Source organism: Streptomyces sp. HSS9-12, assembly GCF_054963655.1.
In genome coordinates this window covers 108,854-124,667 of record NZ_JBUEGC010000011.1, presented here as the reverse complement: position 1 = coordinate 124,667, position 15,814 = coordinate 108,854, and the positions used below count along the sequence as shown (strand labels likewise).

Here is a 15,814-nt window from a genome sequence, read left to right as displayed (position 1 = left end):
GACCGTCTGCTTTCAGCAGTTTGCGCCGAATAACAGAAGTTATGCGCAACAGTGCGCCAGAACTGGTATAGGCGATCGTTGTCGGTCGGTTACAGGTCGATCTGCGTCTTTCGAGCCTGCAACTGCCGTGCGACCTCGGCGATCGAGCCCGACAGCGACGGGTACACAGTGAAGGCGTTCGCGATCTGCTCGACCGTCAGGTTGTTGTCGACCGCGATCGAAATCGGGTGGATGAGTTCGCTCGCGCGCGGCGAGACGACCACACCGCCCACCACGATGCCCGTGCCCGGGCGGCAGAACATCTTCACGAAGCCGTCCCGGATCCCCTGCATCTTCGCGCGCGGGTTGCGCAGCAGCGGCAGCTTGACCACCCGGGCGTCGATGACCCCGTTGTCCACATCCGCCTGCGTGTAGCCGACGGTGGCGATCTCCGGGTCGGTGAAGACGTTCGCCGACACGGCCTTGAGGTTCAGCGGGGCCACCGAGTCGCCCAGGAAGTGGTACATCGCGATCCGGCCCTGCATGGCCGCGACCGAAGCGAGAGCGAACACGCCCGTGCAGTCACCGGCCGCGTATACGCCCGGAGCGGTCGTACGCGAGACCCGGTCGGTCCAGATGTGCCCGGACTCCTTCAGCTTGACCCCGGCCTGCTCCAGGCCCATGTCCGCGGTGTTCGGGATGGCACCGACCGCCATCAGACAGTGCGAACCGGTGATGACCCGGCCGTCGGAGAGGGTGACCTCGACCCGGTCCCCGCCCCATCCCTCCTCGCCCGCCTTCGGCGAGGAGGGTCCCTGTGCCGATGCAGGTCCGGGAACCCGTTTGACGGCCACCGCGCGTGAGCGCGCCATGACGTTCATGCCGCGGCGCCGGAAGACGTCCTCGAGCACGGCCGCCGCGTCCGGGTCCTCGCCCGGCAGCACCCGGTCCCGGCTCGAGACGAGCGTGACCTTCGAGCCGAGCGCCTGGTACGCGCCCGCGAACTCGGCACCGGTCACACCCGAACCGACCACGATCAGCTCCTCGGGCAGCTCCTCCAGGTCGTACACCTGGGTCCAGTTCAGGATCCGCTCGCCGTCGGGCAGGGCGTCGGGGATCTCGCGCGGGTGACCGCCCGTGGCCACCAGCACCCCGTCGGCGATCAGCGTCTCGGTCGACCCGTCGGCCGCGGTCACGGTCACCTTCCGGGAACCGTCGGGCGCCTGTCCGGGCTCCAGGCGTCCGCGACCGCGCATCACCCGCGCGCCGGCGCGAGTCACCGAGGCGGTGATGTCGTGGGACTGAGCGAGCGCCAGCCGCTTCACACGCCGGTTGACCTTGCCCAGGTCCACACCGACGATGCGGGCGGGCTGGTCGATGTGCGGGGTGTCATCGGCGACGATGATGCCGAGCTCTTCGTGCGAAGAGTCGAAGTTGGTCATGACCTCGGCGGTCGCGATCAGAGTCTTGGACGGCACGCAGTCGGTGAGCACCGACGCGCCGCCCAGACCGTCGCAGTCGACAACGGTCACCTCCGCTCCGAGCTGCGCGGCAACCAGTGCCGCCTCGTAGCCGCCGGGTCCGCCACCGATGATCACGATCCGAGTCACGTACTCCATTGTCCCGCACCCGGGAAACCTGGTCGCGGGGGCCCTCCCCGTGAGGTCCGCCACACCGCGAACCTCGCGCTCCACTCCCGTACCCTCGACTCATGTCGCTCTACGCCGCGTACGCCGGCAACCTCGACGCGCGGCTCATGACCCGCCGCGCCCCGCACTCCCCGCTGCGCGGCACAGGCTGGCTCGACGGGTGGCGGCTGACCTTCGGCGGAGAGCAGATGGGCTGGGAGGGAGCCCTGCCCACGATCGTCGAGGACCCCGACTCCCAGGTCTTCGTGGCCCTGTACGACATCGCGCCCATGGACGAGGACTCCATGGACCGCTGGGAGGGCGTGGGGCTCGGGGTCTACCGGCGGCTGCGGGTACGGGTGCACACGCTGGACGGCGACGAGCCCGCCTGGGTCTATGTCCTCAACGGCTATGAGGGCGGGCTGCCGTCGGCGCGCTACCTGGGCGAGATCGCGGACGCGGCGGAGTCGGCCGGGGCGCCGCACGACTATGTGATGGAACTGCGCAAGCGGCCCTGTTGACGAAGGGCTGCCGCATGCGTGCCCCCTACGCACTCTGCTGGTGACCGTTCCTTCATGGGTCCACGCACAACCCCGCACCTCCTCCGGACCGCGCACCACAGAGGCCGTGGTGCGCACCGACAGCTGGGTGCGGCTGCTGCCGGAGTGGACACCGGCAACCACCCCCGCTTCATTTCCAGCCGCGAAGAGGCCGACGGGACCCGCCATCGGCGACAAGGGGGGCAGCGCCCGGCTGGACGGCAGCGGCGTCCACGCGAAGGAACTGCACAGCGCCAAGCGCCTGTGAGCTCCCCTCCGCGCCCCTGCGGCGGCGCGCGCCCCGCTTGTAGGATCCGGTGAAGCGCAGCTCACAGGCTTGCGGCGAGGCGCATCTACGCGCGTAGGCAATGAACGGTTACTCTCTTGCACGTGAACGCTTCCCTCAGTACTCCGGACCTTCCCGACGCCGACGCCGCCGCAGCCCGCCTGCGCGAACTCACCGGTGCCGAGAGCCACGACGTAGCGCTCGTCATGGGCTCCGGCTGGGTTCCCGCCGCCGCGGCGCTCGGGACGCCCGAGCACGAGTTCCCGGTCACCGAGCTGCCCGGCTTCCCGCCGCCCGCCGTCGCCGGCCACGCCGGCCGGGTGCGCTCGTACTCGATCGGTGACAAGCGTGTGCTGGTCTTCCTCGGCCGCACCCACTACTACGAGGGCCGCGGCGTCGCCGCCGTCGTGCACGGGGTACGCACAGCCGCCGCCGCGGGCTGCAAGACCGTCGTCCTCACCAACGGCTGCGGCGGTCTGCGCCAGGGCATGCGCCCCGGCCAGCCGGTCCTGATCAATGATCACATCAACCTGACCGCCGCCTCCCCGATCGTGGGCGCGAACTTCGTCGACCTCACCGACCTGTACTCGCCCCGCCTGCGCGCCCTGTGCAAGGAGATCGACCCCAGCCTCGAAGAGGGCGTGTACGTACAGCTCCCCGGCCCGCACTACGAGACCCCGGCCGAGATCAACATGATCCGGACCATCGGCGGGGACCTGGTCGGCATGTCCACCGTCCTGGAGGCCATCGCCGCCCGCGAGGCCGGTGTCGAGGTGCTGGGCATCTCGCTGGTCACCAACCTCGCCGCCGGCATGACCGGCGAGCCGCTCAACCACGAAGAGGTGCTCCAGGCCGGCCGCGACTCGGCGGCCCGGATGGGCAGCCTGCTGGCGCAGGTCCTCGGCCGGATCTGACGGATCCGACGCGAGCGAGCCACTGGGGCGCCCTGCCGAAAAGAGCACCCGGAGGCGAGCCGAGCCTTGGCCGGGCCCGTCCCTGACAAGCCCGGCCACCGACCGGGTACACATCGGGCACCCGATCGCGAACCTTGACGACCGCGCGGCCGTGCGGCCGCCCGCGCCGACCCCTTCGGCCCGGGGCGGCTCGGCGGCGCGCGGCCCCGCACCGGACACAGGAGCATCACCGTGGCAAGCGAAGAGGCACGCGCAGTGGCGCGCGACGCCGCACAGCTGATCCGTCAGGCCCGTGCCTGGCTGGCCGAGGACCCCGACCCGGAGACCCGCAAGGAGCTGAGCAGGCTGCTGTCGGCCGTGGACGCCGCCGATGTCGAGGACGGAGCGGCGGGCCCGGAGCTGGAGGAGCTCGCCCAGCGCTTCTCCGGCACGCTGCAGTTCGGTACCGCCGGACTGCGCGGCGAACTCGGAGCGGGGCCCATGCGGATGAACCGCGCGGTCGTGATCCGCGCCGCGGCCGGCCTGGCGGCGTATCTGCGCAAGCAGGACTACGCCGGAGGGCTCGTCGTCATCGGCTACGACGCCCGCTACAAGAGCGCGGACTTCGCACGCGACACCGCCGCCGTGATGGTCGGCGCGGGCCTGCGGGCCGCGCTGCTCCCGCGACCGCTGCCCACCCCGGTGCTCGCCTTTGCCATCCCGCACCTCGGTGCGGTCGCGGGCGTCACCGTCACCGCCAGCCACAACCCGCCCCGCGACAACGGCTACAAGGTCTACCTCGGCGACGGCGCGCAGATCGTGCCGCCCGCGGACGGCGAGATCGCCGACGAGATCGGCTCTATCGGCAGCCTCGAGGACATCGCCCGCCCCGAGTCCGGATGGGAGACCCTCGGCGAGGAGATCGTCGAGGCCTACCTGGCCCGTACGGACGCGGTCCTCACCCCGGGCTCCCCGCGGGATGTGCGGGTGGTCTACACGCCGCTGCACGGCGTCGGACGCGACACCTGCACCGCCGCCTTCGCCCGCGCCGGCTTCCCTGCCCCGACCGTGGTCGCCGAACAGGCCGATCCCGACCCGGCGTTCCCGACGGTGGCCTTCCCCAACCCGGAGGAGCCGGGCGCGATGGACCTGGCCTTCGCCACCGCCCGTGCCACGCGGCCCGACATCGTCATCGCGAACGACCCGGACGCGGACCGCTGCGCCGTCGCCGTCCCGGACCCCGGCGCCGAGGGGGGCTGGCGGATGCTGCGCGGTGACGAGGTCGGCGCGCTGCTGGCCCGCCACCTGGTGGACAAGGGAGCGCAGGGCACCTTCGCCACCACGATCGTCTCCTCCTCCCTCCTCTCCCGGATCGCGGCCGCGGCGGGCGTGCCGTACACCGAGACGCTGACCGGCTTCAAGTGGCTCGCCCGCGTGGAGGGCCTGCGGTACGCCTACGAGGAGGCGCTCGGCTACTGCGTCGACCCGGCCGGCGTCCGCGACAAGGACGGCATCACGGCGGCGCTGCTGGTCGCCGAACTGGCCGCCGCGCTCAAGCAGTCGGGCCGTACGCTGTCCGACCTGCTGGACGACCTCGCGGTCGAGCACGGCCTGCACGCCACCGACCAGCTGTCCGTACGTGTGAAGGACCTGTCGCTGATCGCCGCGGCCATGAAGCGGCTGCGCGAGGAGCCGCCGACGGTGCTCGCGGGGCTTTCCGTCGACTCCGCCGAGGACTTGTCCCAGGGCTCGGCGCAGCTGCCTCCGACGGACGGGCTGCGCTATCGGCTGGCCGCATCGGCCGAGGCCGGTGTGAGCGGTGCGCGGGTCGTCGTGCGGCCGAGCGGCACCGAGCCGAAGCTCAAGTGCTACCTGGAGGTCGTGGTGCCGGTGGCCTCGTCCGCCGCGCTCGCTCAGGCCCGTACGACGGCGGACCGGGTGCTCGCCGCGCTGAAGGAGGACCTGGCGGCCGCGGCCGGCATCTGACCCGGTCCGGTGGTGCCGAAGGCCCCCGGCGCGCCGGGGGCCTTCGGCGTACGGACGCGTGGACCCACATCCGTAAACCAACTCGTACGGATGATTTCCGCGGTGTGGCTGCCGCATGGGCTCGCGACCCGGCTCCCGATGGTGAAAAAACGTGGACCGGTCATCCTCACCTTCGCGTCCCCAGGAGTTGCCTCAGTGCCCCAGTTCGCAGCCCGGACGGCTACTCGCACCCCGGAATCGGCCCCGAAACCGCCGTCTGCTCAGGCACATTCGGTCCTGACGCCCTCAGCCTCGACGCACGATCCGATCCTCACCAGCCTGCGGCCGTACCGCCCGGGTGCCGCTCCGGTCGCCCGCCTTCCGGGACCGCGCCGGCCCGGCGCCGGCAGACCCGCCGCGTCCCGGTCCCGGGGCGCCCTGCGGTACGTGGGCCCCGCGCTCGCCGGCTACGTCCTCGTCCGGCTGCTCGGGGTCCTGGTGCTCGCGAAGTGGGCGCACCTCAAGGGCCATGGGCTATGGCCGATGCTCGCCACCCAGTGGGACTCGACCTGGTATCTGCGGATCGCCCAGCAGGGCTACGGCCACACCCCGGGCGACCTGAAGGACCTCGCCTTCTTCCCGCTCTACCCGGCCGTGGTCAGGGAACTCTCCTGGCCGCTGCCCGGCTCGCCCGCGAGCATCGGGGTGCTGATCTCGGTGCTCGCCTCGCTGGCCGCCGCGTGGGGCGTCTTCGCGGTCGGCGACCGGCTGTACGGGCGGCAGGCGGGGACCGTACTCGCGGTGCTGTGGGGTGCCGCGCCAGTCGGGCTCGTCCAGTGGATGGGCTACGCCGAGTCGCTGTTCACCGCGCTGGCCGCCTGGACGCTGCACGCCGTCCTCAGCGGCCGGTGGCTGCGGGCGACTTCACTGGCGGTGGCGGCCGGCCTCGCCCGGCCCACGGGACTCGCCGTCGCCGCGGCCGTCTCGGTGGCCGCGGTGGTCACACTGTGGCGGCTGTGGCGGGAGAGCGTCGCGGCGGAGCGCCGTACGGTCATCGCCATCTGCCTGGGGGCGCTGCTCGCCCCGCTCGGCTGGCTCATCTACATCAGCTGGGTGGGCCGTCGGCTGGGCCGCTGGGACGGCTATCTGGTGGTCCAGCGGCAGTGGGGGAACGAGTGGGACTACGGCCTGGACACCCTTCGCGGCCTGCGGGACGTCCTGGTCCACCCCGCCCGGCCGCAGCTGTTCCTGGTGGCCGTCTCCGTGATCCTGATCGCCTCGGCGGTGTTGTACGCGCTGTCCGTGTGCGACCGGCAGCCGCCGGCGCTGCTGGTGTTCACGGGGCTGCTGCTGGTGATCGTGCTGGGCAGCGGCGGGGAGTACTTCCCGCGCGCCCGCTTCCTGTTGCCGGCCTTTCCGCTGCTGCTGCCGCCCGCGGTCGCGCTCGCCCGGGCCCGGCAGCCGGTGGTGCTCCTCGTCCTGGGCACGGCGGCGCTGGCCTCGGCCTACTTCGGCGCGTACATGTCCCTGGTCTGGCCCGGCCCGCTGTGACAGCCGCACGCCACGCGGCCCGCCGTGGCTGTCAGCCGGTGGCGATGAGGACCGCGAGCAGGACGGCTCCGACGACGGCGGGCGCGATGATCTCGTACGCCCAGCGCACCTGGGGCTCGCCCTGCGCCGTCTCGCTCGCGGCATGACGCTCCGCCAGCTCCCGCAGGTCGCTGACCGCCTGGTCCGCGGGCGCGCGGAGCTCAGCGGCATCGGCGCGGCCGGCGGATGACGAGCTCGGTGCGTGCGGGTCCTGGGTGGTGGCCCGGCCCGTCCGCACCATGGCCTTCTTGCGCGCGCGCAGGGAGACGGGGATGGCCCACAGCTGGTACTTGCGGCCACCCGCGAACACCTCGCTGGAGTACCGCGCGCGTACGTCCTCGACCGCGGCCCACGGCAGCGTGATCGTGCGCAGCGGGTTGCGCACCAGGAGGCGGTCGGCGGACGCTCGGACGGCCGGCCGCAGCGTGTACGCCACGATGAGCGGCGCCGCGAACAGCAGCGCGGCGATCGCGACCCAGGGCGTACGGCCCTCGCCGCGGACCACCGCGTCCAAGCCGAGCCAGGCGGCCAGCACCAGCAGCAGGCCACCCCCGGCCAGCGCGGCGGGCGAGCGGTAGACGCGGTCGGCGTACACCGGCCGCTGCGGCGGCGCGGGCTTGGGGGCGGAGGAGTTGTCCGGGCTCGTCATAGGCCTGATTCTGCCCGACGAGTCCGCCATGCGGACATTGCAGTCCGGCATCGGTTCAGCAGGGTGAGCGGGCGCGAGCGGGCCAAAGGGCGCGCCGGTGTCGAAAGCTGGGGGCACCTCCTGGGGGCACCCCCAGCGGTGGCTGGGGCAGGTCGTCTGCCCCAGTCGATCTTCATGTTCAGCGCCCCGTTGGGTGTCTTCGGAGCGGGGCCACCGCTCGGCGCCCCGTCCGCCGCTGATGTCGGAGGATGGGCAGGCCGGGTGGCGCGCGGGAGACGCAGTCGGAACGAGACGCTGGCGAACTTCCCGGGGTGACTTTTGCTACGCGCGTAGATATGCTCGTCTGGTGACCATGCCCAGCACTGTTCCCGCATACGGCAGCGAGGCCGCCGAGCGCCTGGCGTCGATGGCGGACGTGACCGCCTCCGACGGCGCGCTGCGCCGCTTCCTGCACGGCCTGCCGGGTGTCGACGCGGTCGGGCTGCAGGCCCGTGCCGCCACCCTCGGCACCCGCTCGATCAAGACCACGGCGAAGGCCTACGCCATCGACCTGGCCATCTCCATGATCGATCTGACGACCCTGGAAGGTGCGGACACCCCGCGCAAGGTCCGGGCGCTGTGCGCGAAGGGCGTCAATCCCGATCCGGCCGACCGCAGCGTCCCGCAGGTCGCGGCCATCTGCGTCTATCCCGACATGGTGGCCACTGCCAAGGAGGCCCTGGCCGGCACCGGCATCCATGTCGCCTCCGTTGCGACCGCCTTCCCCTCGGGCCGCGCGGCCATGCCGGTCAAGCTCGCCGACACCCGTGACGCTGTAGCGGCCGGTGCCGACGAGATCGACATGGTGATCGACCGCGGCGCCTTCCTCTCCGGCCGCTACCTCGAGGTCTTCGAGGAGATCAAGCAGGTCAAGGAGGCCTGCCGGCGCGAGGACAGCTCCGCGGCCCATCTGAAGGTGATCTTCGAGACGGGCGAGCTCCAGACGTACGACAACGTGCGCCGGGCCTCCTGGCTGGCGATGCTCGCCGGTGCCGACTTCATCAAGACCTCGACCGGCAAGGTCGCGGTCAACGCCACCCCGCCCGTCACCCTCCTCATGCTGGAGGCCGTACGCGACTTCCGCGCGACCACCGGGGTACAGGTCGGAGTGAAGCCCGCGGGCGGCATCCGCACCACCAAGGACGCGATCAAGTACCTGGTGCTGGTCAACGAGACGCTGGGCGACGAATGGCTCACCCCGGACTGGTTCCGCTTCGGCGCCTCCAGCCTCCTCAATGACCTGCTGATGCAGCGGCAGAAGCTGAGCACCGGGCGCTACTCCGGTCCCGACTACGTGACGGTGGACTGAGACAGACATGGCTTTCGAATACGCACCCGCACCCGAATCCCGTGCGGTCGTCGACATCGCACCGTCGTACGGGCTCTTCATCGACGGCGAGTTCCGCGAGGCCTCGGACGGCAAGGTCTTCAAGACCGTCTCCCCCGCCTCGGAGGAAGTCCTGTCCGAGGTCGCGCAGGCGAACGCGGAGGACGTGGACGCGGCGGTGAAGGCCGCCCGCAAGGCCTTCGAGACCTGGTCGGCCCTGCCGGGCGCCGAGCGTGCCAAGTACCTCTTCCGTATCGCCCGCATCATCCAGGAGCGCTCGCGCGAGCTCGCCGTCCTGGAGTCCCTGGACAACGGCAAGCCGATCCGCGAGTCCCGCGACGCCGACCTGCCGCTCGTCGCGGCGCACTTCTTCTACTACGCGGGCTGGGCCGACAAACTCCAGCACTCCGGCTTCGGGCCCGACCCGAAGCCCCTGGGCGTAGCCGGCCAGGTCATCCCGTGGAACTTCCCGCTGCTCATGCTGGCGTGGAAGATCGCCCCGGCGCTGGCCTGCGGCAACACCGTCGTCCTCAAGCCCGCCGAGACCACCCCGCTCTCCGCCCTCTTCTTCGCGGACATCTGCCGCCAGGCCGGTCTCCCCAAGGGCGTCGTCAACATCATCACCGGTGACGGCTCGACCGGCGCCGAGCTGGTGGCCCACCCCGGCATCGACAAGGTCGCCTTCACCGGTTCCACCGAGGTCGGCAAGGCCATCGCCCGTACGGTCGCGGGCACGGACAAGAAGCTCACCCTCGAGCTGGGCGGCAAGGCCGCGAACATCGTCTTCGACGATGCCCCGATCGACCAGGCCGTCGAGGGCATCGTGAACGGTATCTTCTTCAACCAGGGCCATGTCTGCTGCGCCGGTTCCCGCCTGCTGGTGCAGGAGTCGGTGCAGGAGGAGCTGCTGGACGCCCTCAAGCGCCGGATGCGGACCCTCCGGGTCGGCGACCCGCTGGACAAGAACACCGACATCGGCGCGATCAACTCCGCGGAGCAGCTGGGCCGGATCAAGGCGTTGGCCGATGCGGGCGAGGCGGAGGGCGCCGAGCGCTGGGCTCCGGCATGCGAACTCCCCTCTTCCGGCTACTGGTTCGCGCCGACGCTGTTCACCGGCGTCACCCAGGCTCACCGCATCGCGCGCGAGGAGATCTTCGGTCCGGTGCTGTCGGTGCTGACCTTCCGTACTCCGGCGGAGGCTGTGGAGAAGGCCAACAACACGCCGTACGGCCTGTCCGCCGGCATCTGGACGGAGAAGGGCTCGCGCATCCTGTGGATGGCGGACAAGCTCCGGGCCGGTGTCGTGTGGGCCAATACGTTCAACAAGTTCGACCCGGCCTCGCCCTTCGGCGGCTACAAGGAGTCGGGCTTCGGCCGCGAGGGCGGCCGCCACGGTCTGGAGGCCTACCTCAATGTCTGATCGCCTGGGTGTCCTGAAGACCTACAAGCTGTTCGTCGGGGGGAAGTTCCCCCGGTCCGAGAGCGGGCGGGTGTACGTAGTGACCGACAGCAAGGGCAACTGGCTGGCGAACGCCCCGCTCGCCTCCCGCAAGGACGCGCGGGACGCGGTCGTCGCCGCCCGTAAGGCCTTCGCCGGCTGGTCGGGTGCCACCGCGTACAACCGCGGCCAGATCCTCTACCGCATCGCCGAAATGCTGGAGGGCCGCCGCGAGCAGTTCATCGGTGAAGTCGCCGACGCCGAGGGGCTGTCGAAGGCCAAGGCCACCGCGCAGGTGGACGCCGCGATCGACCGCTGGGTCTGGTACGCGGGCTGGTCGGACAAGGTCGCCCAGATCGCGGGCTCCTCGAACCCGGTGGCGGGACCGTTCTTCAACCTCTCCACCCCGGAGCCGACGGGTGTCGTCGCCGTCCTGGCCCCGCAGGAGTCGTCCTTCCTGGGCCTGGTCTCGGTGATTGCCCCGGCGATCGTCACCGGCAACACGGTGGTGGCCGTGGCGAGCGCCAGGTCCCCGCTGCCCGCGCTGTCCCTGGGCGAGGTGCTGGCGACCTCCGATCTGCCGGGCGGAGTGGTCAACGTCCTGTCCGGCAAGACGGCCGAGATCGCCGCGCCGCTGGCCGCCCACCAGGACGTCAACGCGATCGATCTCGCGGGCGCCGACGCCGAGTTGGCAAAGGAGCTGGAGACGGCCTCGGCGGACAACCTCAAGCGGGTGCTGCGCCCGTCCCGTACGGACTGGTCGGCCGACCCGGGCACCGAACGGCTGCTGGCCTTCCTGGAGACCAAGACGGTCTGGCACCCCATCGGCGTGTAGATCACCCGACGACGAGGCCCCATCCCGTGCGGATGGGGCCTCGTGCTTCGCTGCCGACGGCCGGCGCTCAGCCCGGCAGCAGGCCCGACGCCCTGCCCACCACCGGCAGCCCGGACAGCGAAGCACCGCGCGCGAACGGCCCCGTCACCACATCGGTGCCGACCGGCTTGAAGTCGGCGACCTGCGTGCCGACCGCGTTGTTGAGTGGGTCAACTCCCGTACCGGCCAGCGGGTTGAGCCGAAGCTTCTTCACCGGAGCGACACCGTGGTGGAGCCCTGTGGTCAGCGATCCCTGCGGGTCGGACAGCATGCCGGTGTTGAGATGGCCGCCCGAGGTGTCCGGGCTCGGTGAGGGCTGCGGTACGGCCGGCGCCGCGCTCGCGGTCGCCGCGCCGCCCGCTCCGAGCGCGGCACCCGCCGCGGCCACGATGATCCCGGCGCGCAGCAGTGCGCTGGGTGCGGGGGACGATTTGGGACGTGCGTGTTTGGCCATGGGCCACCTGCCAGACTTCTTGCTTATGGTAATCGATTGGCGACTGAGCGTAGTTGAGTAGGAGCCGGTCCGCCAATGCCTCGCCCGGGTGGGTCGCAAGGCGTCGGCGATGCGCCAGAATGGCGTCCCGTGAACTCCGCCCATCGATCCGCGCGCGTCGTGCTGCTGACCGGTCCCTCCGGCTCCGGGAAGTCCTCCCTCGCCGCCCGTACGGGCCTGCCGGTACTGCGCCTTGACGACTTCTACAAGGACGGCGACCACCCGACGCTCCCGCTCCTGCCCGACGGGTCGGGCACGGACTGGGACTCACCGCTGTCCTGGGATGCCGAGGCGGCCGTGGAGGCGATCGAGGCGCTGTGCCGTCTGGGGCGTACGGCGGTTCCGGAGTACGACCTCGCCGGCAGCGCACGCCTGGGCCACCGGGCGTTCGACATCGGGCACGCGCCCCTGTTCATCGCGGAGGGGGTCTTCGCGGCCGACATCGTCGCGCCGTGCCGGGAGCGCGGGCTGCTGGCGGACGCCCTGTGTCTGCACGGCCGGCCGTCCACCACCTTCCGGCGACGGCTCGTCAGAGACCTGCGGCAGGGCCGCAAGTCGGCATCGGTGCTGGTGCGCCGAGGCTGGCGACTGATGCGTATGGAGCGCTCCATCGTTGCCCGCCAGACGGCGCTGGGCGCGCAACCCTGCGGCACGGCGGAGGCGCTGGGCCGGATAGCCGCGGTGGCCGCGGCCCGGCCGGAACCCGTCCGCAGCTGAGCCCGGCAGAACGCAGGACGAAGCGGCACCGAGCCGGCCCCCCGGCGGCTCGGTGCCGCTTCCTCTCTCCCCCGCCGCATCCCCCCGGTGCGGCAGTCCCCCGTGTTCCCCCGCGTCCCCCCAGCTCGATCCGGCCGCACAGGGCGGCCGTCCCCAGCGGATCGGCTCAGCCGACCAGCTCGACGAAGGACTCCTCCTCGTCCCGGCCGAAGCTGAGCGTCTCGTCCTCGCGCAGCCGGCGCAGCGACCGCCAGATGCTGCTCTTGACCGTGCCGACGCTGATGTTCAGGATCTCCGCGATCTCCGGGTCCGTACGGCCCTCGTAGTAGCGCAGGACGAGCATCGTGCGCTGCAGCTCGGGCAGCCGGGCCAGCGCCTGCCAGAGCACGGTGCGCAGCTCGGTGCCGCGCATCGCGTCCTGGTCGCCCACCGTCTCCGGCAGCTCTTCGGTCGGGTACTCGTTGAGCTTGCGCCGGCGCCATGCGCTGATGTGCAGGTTGGTCATGGTGCGGCGCAGATACCCGCCGACCGCGGCCTTGTCACTGATCCGGTCCCAGGCCCGGTAGGTGGAGAACAGCGCGTTCTGCAGCAGGTCCTCGGCCTCGTAGCGGTCACCGGTCAGATGGAAGGCCGTCGCGTACAGGGAGGCGCGGCGCTCCTGGACGTAGGCGGTGAACTCCGCCTCCGAAAGGCTGCGCTCCTCCGCCTCGCCCGGCTTCGGCGCGGCGCAGGCCCCCGGGACCTCCCCGTACGCGGCCCCCCCGGTGGCGCTCCCCCCGTGGCCCCCCACGTCGTTCGCGTCGATCGCCACCAAGGCCGGACGGACCCGCCCGGTGCTCCGGGCGTACCCCCGGCCCCCCGCCTTCGCGTGCAGGCGCGTGCGAATGACTGCGCTGGTGGTGCCGTTGTGCAGTGTGTGCATTTCGCGCCCCCGTCGGTGGAGCCTGATCCGTCTGTTTGCCTCCGGGTCTCGGTCCCCCCGGCGCCCGGTGCACAAAAGACTGCCGGGCCAGTTTCATCGGCCTGTCCGTCGACTGTCACAGGCCTGTCACAGGGACTGGAGTTACGGAAGGGGCCGGTATTGTACGGGAGAGCCCCGGAGGTCGAACTACCGGCTCCGCGTACGTCAGAATGACCAGCGTGCCTTTCCTGTTGCTGATCGAGGACGATGACGCCATCCGTACGGCCCTCGAACTCTCCCTGACGCGCCAGGGCCATCGCGTGGTGGCCGCGGCGACGGGCGAGGACGGCCTGAAGCTGATGCGCGAGCAGCGGCCGGACCTGATCGTGCTGGATGTGATGCTGCCGGGCATCGACGGGTTCGAGGTGTGCCGCCGGATCCGGCGCACCGACCAGCTGCCCATCATCCTGCTGACCGCGCGCAGCGACGACATCGACGTCGTGGTGGGGCTGGAGTCGGGCGCGGACGACTACGTGGTCAAGCCCATCCAGCCGCGGGTGCTCGACGCCCGGATCCGTGCGGTGCTGCGGCGCGGCGAGCGGGAGTCCAGCGACTCGGCGATGTTCGGCAACCTGGTCATCGACCGTGCGGCCATGACGGTCACCAAGAACGGTGAAGATCTTCAACTCACGCCGACCGAGCTGCGGCTGCTGCTGGAGCTGAGCCGCCGGCCGGGACAGGCGCTGTCTCGGCAGCAGCTGCTGCGGCTGGTGTGGGAGCACGACTACCTGGGCGACTCACGGCTGGTCGACGCGTGCGTGCAGCGGCTGCGGGCCAAGGTCGAGGACGTACCGTCCTCGCCGACGCTGATCCGTACGGTCCGCGGGGTCGGCTACCGGCTGGACGCCCCGCAATGACAGAACCGGCGCATCCAGCACCAGAACATCCACCGGCCCCCGGCCGGGTGCGCGGCTGGGGGCCGGGGATACTGCGCCTCACCAGCCTGCGGCTGCGGCTGGTGGTCGTCTTCGCGCTGGTGGCGCTCACGGCCGCCGTGTCCGCCTCCGGCATCGCGTACTGGCTGAACCGGGACGCGGTGCTCACCCGTACCCAGAACGCCGCCCTCAACGACTTCCGCGAGTCGCTGGCGGACAACGCCGGTTCGCTGCCGCTGCGCCCGGCCTGCGACCAGCTACGGGATGCGGCGAACCGGATGGCGAACAGCACGCAGCGGTACGAGGTCGTACTGATCGACAGGGCGAAGGACGGCAAGACCTGTGCTGTCGGCTCGGATCCCAGTGTCTTCACCCTGAGGGTGGTGCCCGGGACGCTGCGGACGGCAGTGGACAAGAAGCGCCCGGCGGACGAGGGCGACGGGCTGCCGTACCACCTGTACTGGCAGCGGGTCACTCTCGACGGCGTCCCGTACCTGGTCGGCGGGGCGAAGGTGATCGGCGACGGGCCGACCGGCTACATGCTCAAGTCCCTCGCCTCCGAGCGGGACGACCTCAACTCCCTTGCCTGGTCGCTGGGCATCGCGACCGGGCTCGCGCTCATCGGCTCGGCCCTGCTGGCGCAGGCCGCCGCGACGACGGTGCTGCGGCCCGTGCAGCGGCTGGGTGACGCGGCGCGGCGGCTCGGGGAGGGCAAGCTGGACACCCGGCTGCGGGTGTCGGGTACGGACGAACTGGCCGAGCTGTCACGGACGTTCAACCGGACCGCGGAGGCACTGCAAGAGCGCGTCGGGGAGCTGAGCGCGCGGGAGGCTGCCAGCCGCCGCTTCGTGGCGGACATGTCGCATGAGCTGCGCACCCCGCTGACGGCGATCACCGCGGTCACCGAGGTGCTGGAAGACGAGGCCGACAACCTCGATCCGCTGATCGAGCCCGCGGTGCGGCTGGTGGTGACCGAGACCCGGCGGCTGGGCGATCTGGTGGAGAACCTGATGGAGGTCACCCGGTTCGACGCGGGAACGGCGCGGCTGGTGCTGGACGACGTGGATGTCGCGGACATGGTGACGGCCTGCATCGACGCACGGGCCTGGCTGGACGCGGTCGAGCTGGACGCCAAGCGCGGCATCGTGGCGCGGCTTGACCCGCGGCGGCTCGATGTGATCCTGGCGAATCTGATCGGCAACGGGCTCAAGCACGGCGGCTCGCCGGTACGGGTGTCGGTGCGTACGGTCGCGGCGGGCACGCCCGAGGCGGAGCTGCTCGTGGAGGTACGGGACCACGGGCCGGGCATTCCGGAGGATGTCCTGCCGCATGTCTTCGACCGCTTCTACAAGGCGAGTGCGTCGCGGCCGCGGTCCGAGGGCAGCGGACTGGGGCTGTCCATCGCCCAGGAGAACGCGCACATCCACGGCGGAGACATCACGGCGGCCAACTCCAGCGAGGGCGGAGCGGTCTTCACCCTCCGGCTGCCGATGGACGCCTCCCGGCTCATGCCGGGCGAACAGACCGCAGACGACGACGGAGACGATCGATGAGGCCGCGG

15 protein-coding genes are annotated in these 15,814 nt (G+C 71.4%); 11 read left to right on the top strand and 4 right to left on the bottom strand.

All coding sequences use genetic code 11. The features are described 5' to 3' along the window. Positions 1-89 precede the first annotated feature (89 nt). A complete protein-coding gene (locus ACY34J_RS08590) occupies positions 90-1,598 on the bottom strand; it encodes an NAD(P)H-quinone dehydrogenase (RefSeq protein ID WP_462725843.1) in 1,509 nt (502 codons plus the stop codon). Between the two features lie 92 nt (positions 1,599-1,690). Between ACY34J_RS08590 and ACY34J_RS08585 the strand changes: the two genes are divergently transcribed. The 5 genes from ACY34J_RS08585 (at position 1,691) to ACY34J_RS08565 (ending at position 6,841) form a co-directional block, all read left to right on the top strand. Then, a complete protein-coding gene (locus ACY34J_RS08585) occupies positions 1,691-2,128 on the top strand; it encodes a gamma-glutamylcyclotransferase (RefSeq protein ID WP_462725844.1) in 438 nt (145 codons plus the stop codon). A gap of 40 nt (positions 2,129-2,168) precedes the next feature. Then, complete coding sequence (locus tag ACY34J_RS08580; protein WP_462725845.1) at positions 2,169-2,414, top strand: hypothetical protein; 246 nt, start codon at positions 2,169-2,171, stop codon at positions 2,412-2,414. 122 nt (positions 2,415-2,536) lie between these two features. After that, positions 2,537-3,346, top strand: coding sequence for a purine-nucleoside phosphorylase (locus tag ACY34J_RS08575; RefSeq protein ID WP_462725846.1), 810 nt, complete (start codon positions 2,537-2,539; stop codon positions 3,344-3,346). A gap of 255 nt (positions 3,347-3,601) precedes the next feature. After that, positions 3,602-5,311, top strand: a complete 1,710-nt coding sequence (locus ACY34J_RS08570; protein ID WP_462725942.1) for a phospho-sugar mutase — start codon at positions 3,602-3,604, stop codon at positions 5,309-5,311. Between the two features lie 276 nt (positions 5,312-5,587). Next, on the top strand, positions 5,588-6,841 hold the full coding sequence (locus tag ACY34J_RS08565) for a hypothetical protein (protein WP_462725943.1): 1,254 nt from the start codon (positions 5,588-5,590) through the stop codon (positions 6,839-6,841). A gap of 31 nt (positions 6,842-6,872) precedes the next feature. On the opposite strand, the gene ACY34J_RS08560 is transcribed toward ACY34J_RS08565, so the two are convergent. Further along, a complete protein-coding gene (locus tag ACY34J_RS08560) occupies positions 6,873-7,529 on the bottom strand; it encodes a PH domain-containing protein (RefSeq protein ID WP_462725847.1) in 657 nt (218 codons plus the stop codon). 352 nt (positions 7,530-7,881) lie between these two features. Between ACY34J_RS08560 and deoC the strand changes: the two genes are divergently transcribed. From deoC to ACY34J_RS08545, 3 genes are read left to right on the top strand one after another with little or no spacing between them, the layout of a single operon-like run. Continuing rightward, positions 7,882-8,877, top strand: a complete 996-nt coding sequence (deoC, locus tag ACY34J_RS08555) for a deoxyribose-phosphate aldolase (RefSeq protein WP_462725944.1) — start codon at positions 7,882-7,884, stop codon at positions 8,875-8,877. A gap of 7 nt (positions 8,878-8,884) precedes the next feature. Then, complete coding sequence (locus tag ACY34J_RS08550) at positions 8,885-10,315, top strand: aldehyde dehydrogenase family protein (RefSeq protein ID WP_462725848.1); 1,431 nt, start codon at positions 8,885-8,887, stop codon at positions 10,313-10,315. Then, entirely contained in the window at positions 10,308-11,168 is an 861-nt protein-coding gene (locus tag ACY34J_RS08545; protein WP_462725849.1) for an aldehyde dehydrogenase family protein, read from the top strand. Before ACY34J_RS08550 ends, ACY34J_RS08545 begins: the two co-directional genes overlap by 8 nt. 67 nt (positions 11,169-11,235) lie before the next feature. Here the strand turns inward: ACY34J_RS08545 and ACY34J_RS08540 are convergent, their stop codons facing one another. Further along, positions 11,236-11,661 (bottom strand): hypothetical protein, encoded by a 426-nt coding sequence (locus ACY34J_RS08540; protein ID WP_462725850.1) that lies wholly within the window; start codon positions 11,659-11,661, stop codon positions 11,236-11,238. Positions 11,662-11,736: 75 nt separating this feature from the next. Here ACY34J_RS08540 and ACY34J_RS08535 point away from each other — a divergent pair, with 75 nt between their 5' ends. Further along, positions 11,737-12,417 carry a uridine kinase family protein gene (locus ACY34J_RS08535; RefSeq protein WP_462725851.1) on the top strand — a complete coding sequence of 227 codons (681 nt, stop codon included), beginning with the start codon at positions 11,737-11,739 and terminating at the stop codon, positions 12,415-12,417. Positions 12,418-12,583: 166 nt separating this feature from the next. Here ACY34J_RS08535 and ACY34J_RS08530 read toward each other — a convergent pair whose 3' ends face one another. After that, a complete protein-coding gene (locus tag ACY34J_RS08530) occupies positions 12,584-13,339 on the bottom strand; it encodes a SigE family RNA polymerase sigma factor (protein WP_462725852.1) in 756 nt (251 codons plus the stop codon). A gap of 218 nt (positions 13,340-13,557) precedes the next feature. On the opposite strand from ACY34J_RS08530, the gene afsQ1 reads away from it, so the two are divergent. Next, positions 13,558-14,235, top strand: a complete 678-nt coding sequence (gene afsQ1, locus ACY34J_RS08525; RefSeq protein ID WP_462725853.1) for a two-component system response regulator AfsQ1 — start codon at positions 13,558-13,560, stop codon at positions 14,233-14,235. Beyond that, positions 14,232-15,806 carry an ATP-binding protein gene (locus tag ACY34J_RS08520; RefSeq protein WP_462725854.1) on the top strand — a complete coding sequence of 525 codons (1,575 nt, stop codon included), beginning with the start codon at positions 14,232-14,234 and terminating at the stop codon, positions 15,804-15,806. The genes afsQ1 and ACY34J_RS08520 overlap by 4 nt, the downstream gene beginning before the upstream one ends. Positions 15,807-15,814 lie beyond the last annotated feature (8 nt).

Bases quoted from the DNA above. Each gene is read 5' to 3' on its own strand.
- ACY34J_RS08545 (WP_462725849.1), top strand. From the start codon at position 10,308: ATGTCTGATCGCCTGGGTGTCCTGAAGACCTACAAGCTGTTCGTCGGG.
- ACY34J_RS08560 (WP_462725847.1), bottom strand. From the start codon at position 7,529: ATGACGAGCCCGGACAACTCCTCCGCCCCCAAGCCCGCGCCGCCGCAG.
- ACY34J_RS08520 (WP_462725854.1), top strand. From the start codon at position 14,232: ATGACAGAACCGGCGCATCCAGCACCAGAACATCCACCGGCCCCCGGC.
- ACY34J_RS08540 (WP_462725850.1), bottom strand. From the start codon at position 11,661: ATGGCCAAACACGCACGTCCCAAATCGTCCCCCGCACCCAGCGCACTG.
- ACY34J_RS08535 (WP_462725851.1), top strand. From the start codon at position 11,737: ATGCCTCGCCCGGGTGGGTCGCAAGGCGTCGGCGATGCGCCAGAATGG.
- ACY34J_RS08530 (WP_462725852.1), bottom strand. From the start codon at position 13,339: ATGCACACACTGCACAACGGCACCACCAGCGCAGTCATTCGCACGCGC.
- ACY34J_RS08590 (WP_462725843.1), bottom strand. From the start codon at position 1,598: ATGGAGTACGTGACTCGGATCGTGATCATCGGTGGCGGACCCGGCGGC.
- ACY34J_RS08585 (WP_462725844.1), top strand. From the start codon at position 1,691: ATGTCGCTCTACGCCGCGTACGCCGGCAACCTCGACGCGCGGCTCATG.
- deoC (WP_462725944.1), top strand. From the start codon at position 7,882: ATGCCCAGCACTGTTCCCGCATACGGCAGCGAGGCCGCCGAGCGCCTG.
- ACY34J_RS08550 (WP_462725848.1), top strand. From the start codon at position 8,885: ATGGCTTTCGAATACGCACCCGCACCCGAATCCCGTGCGGTCGTCGAC.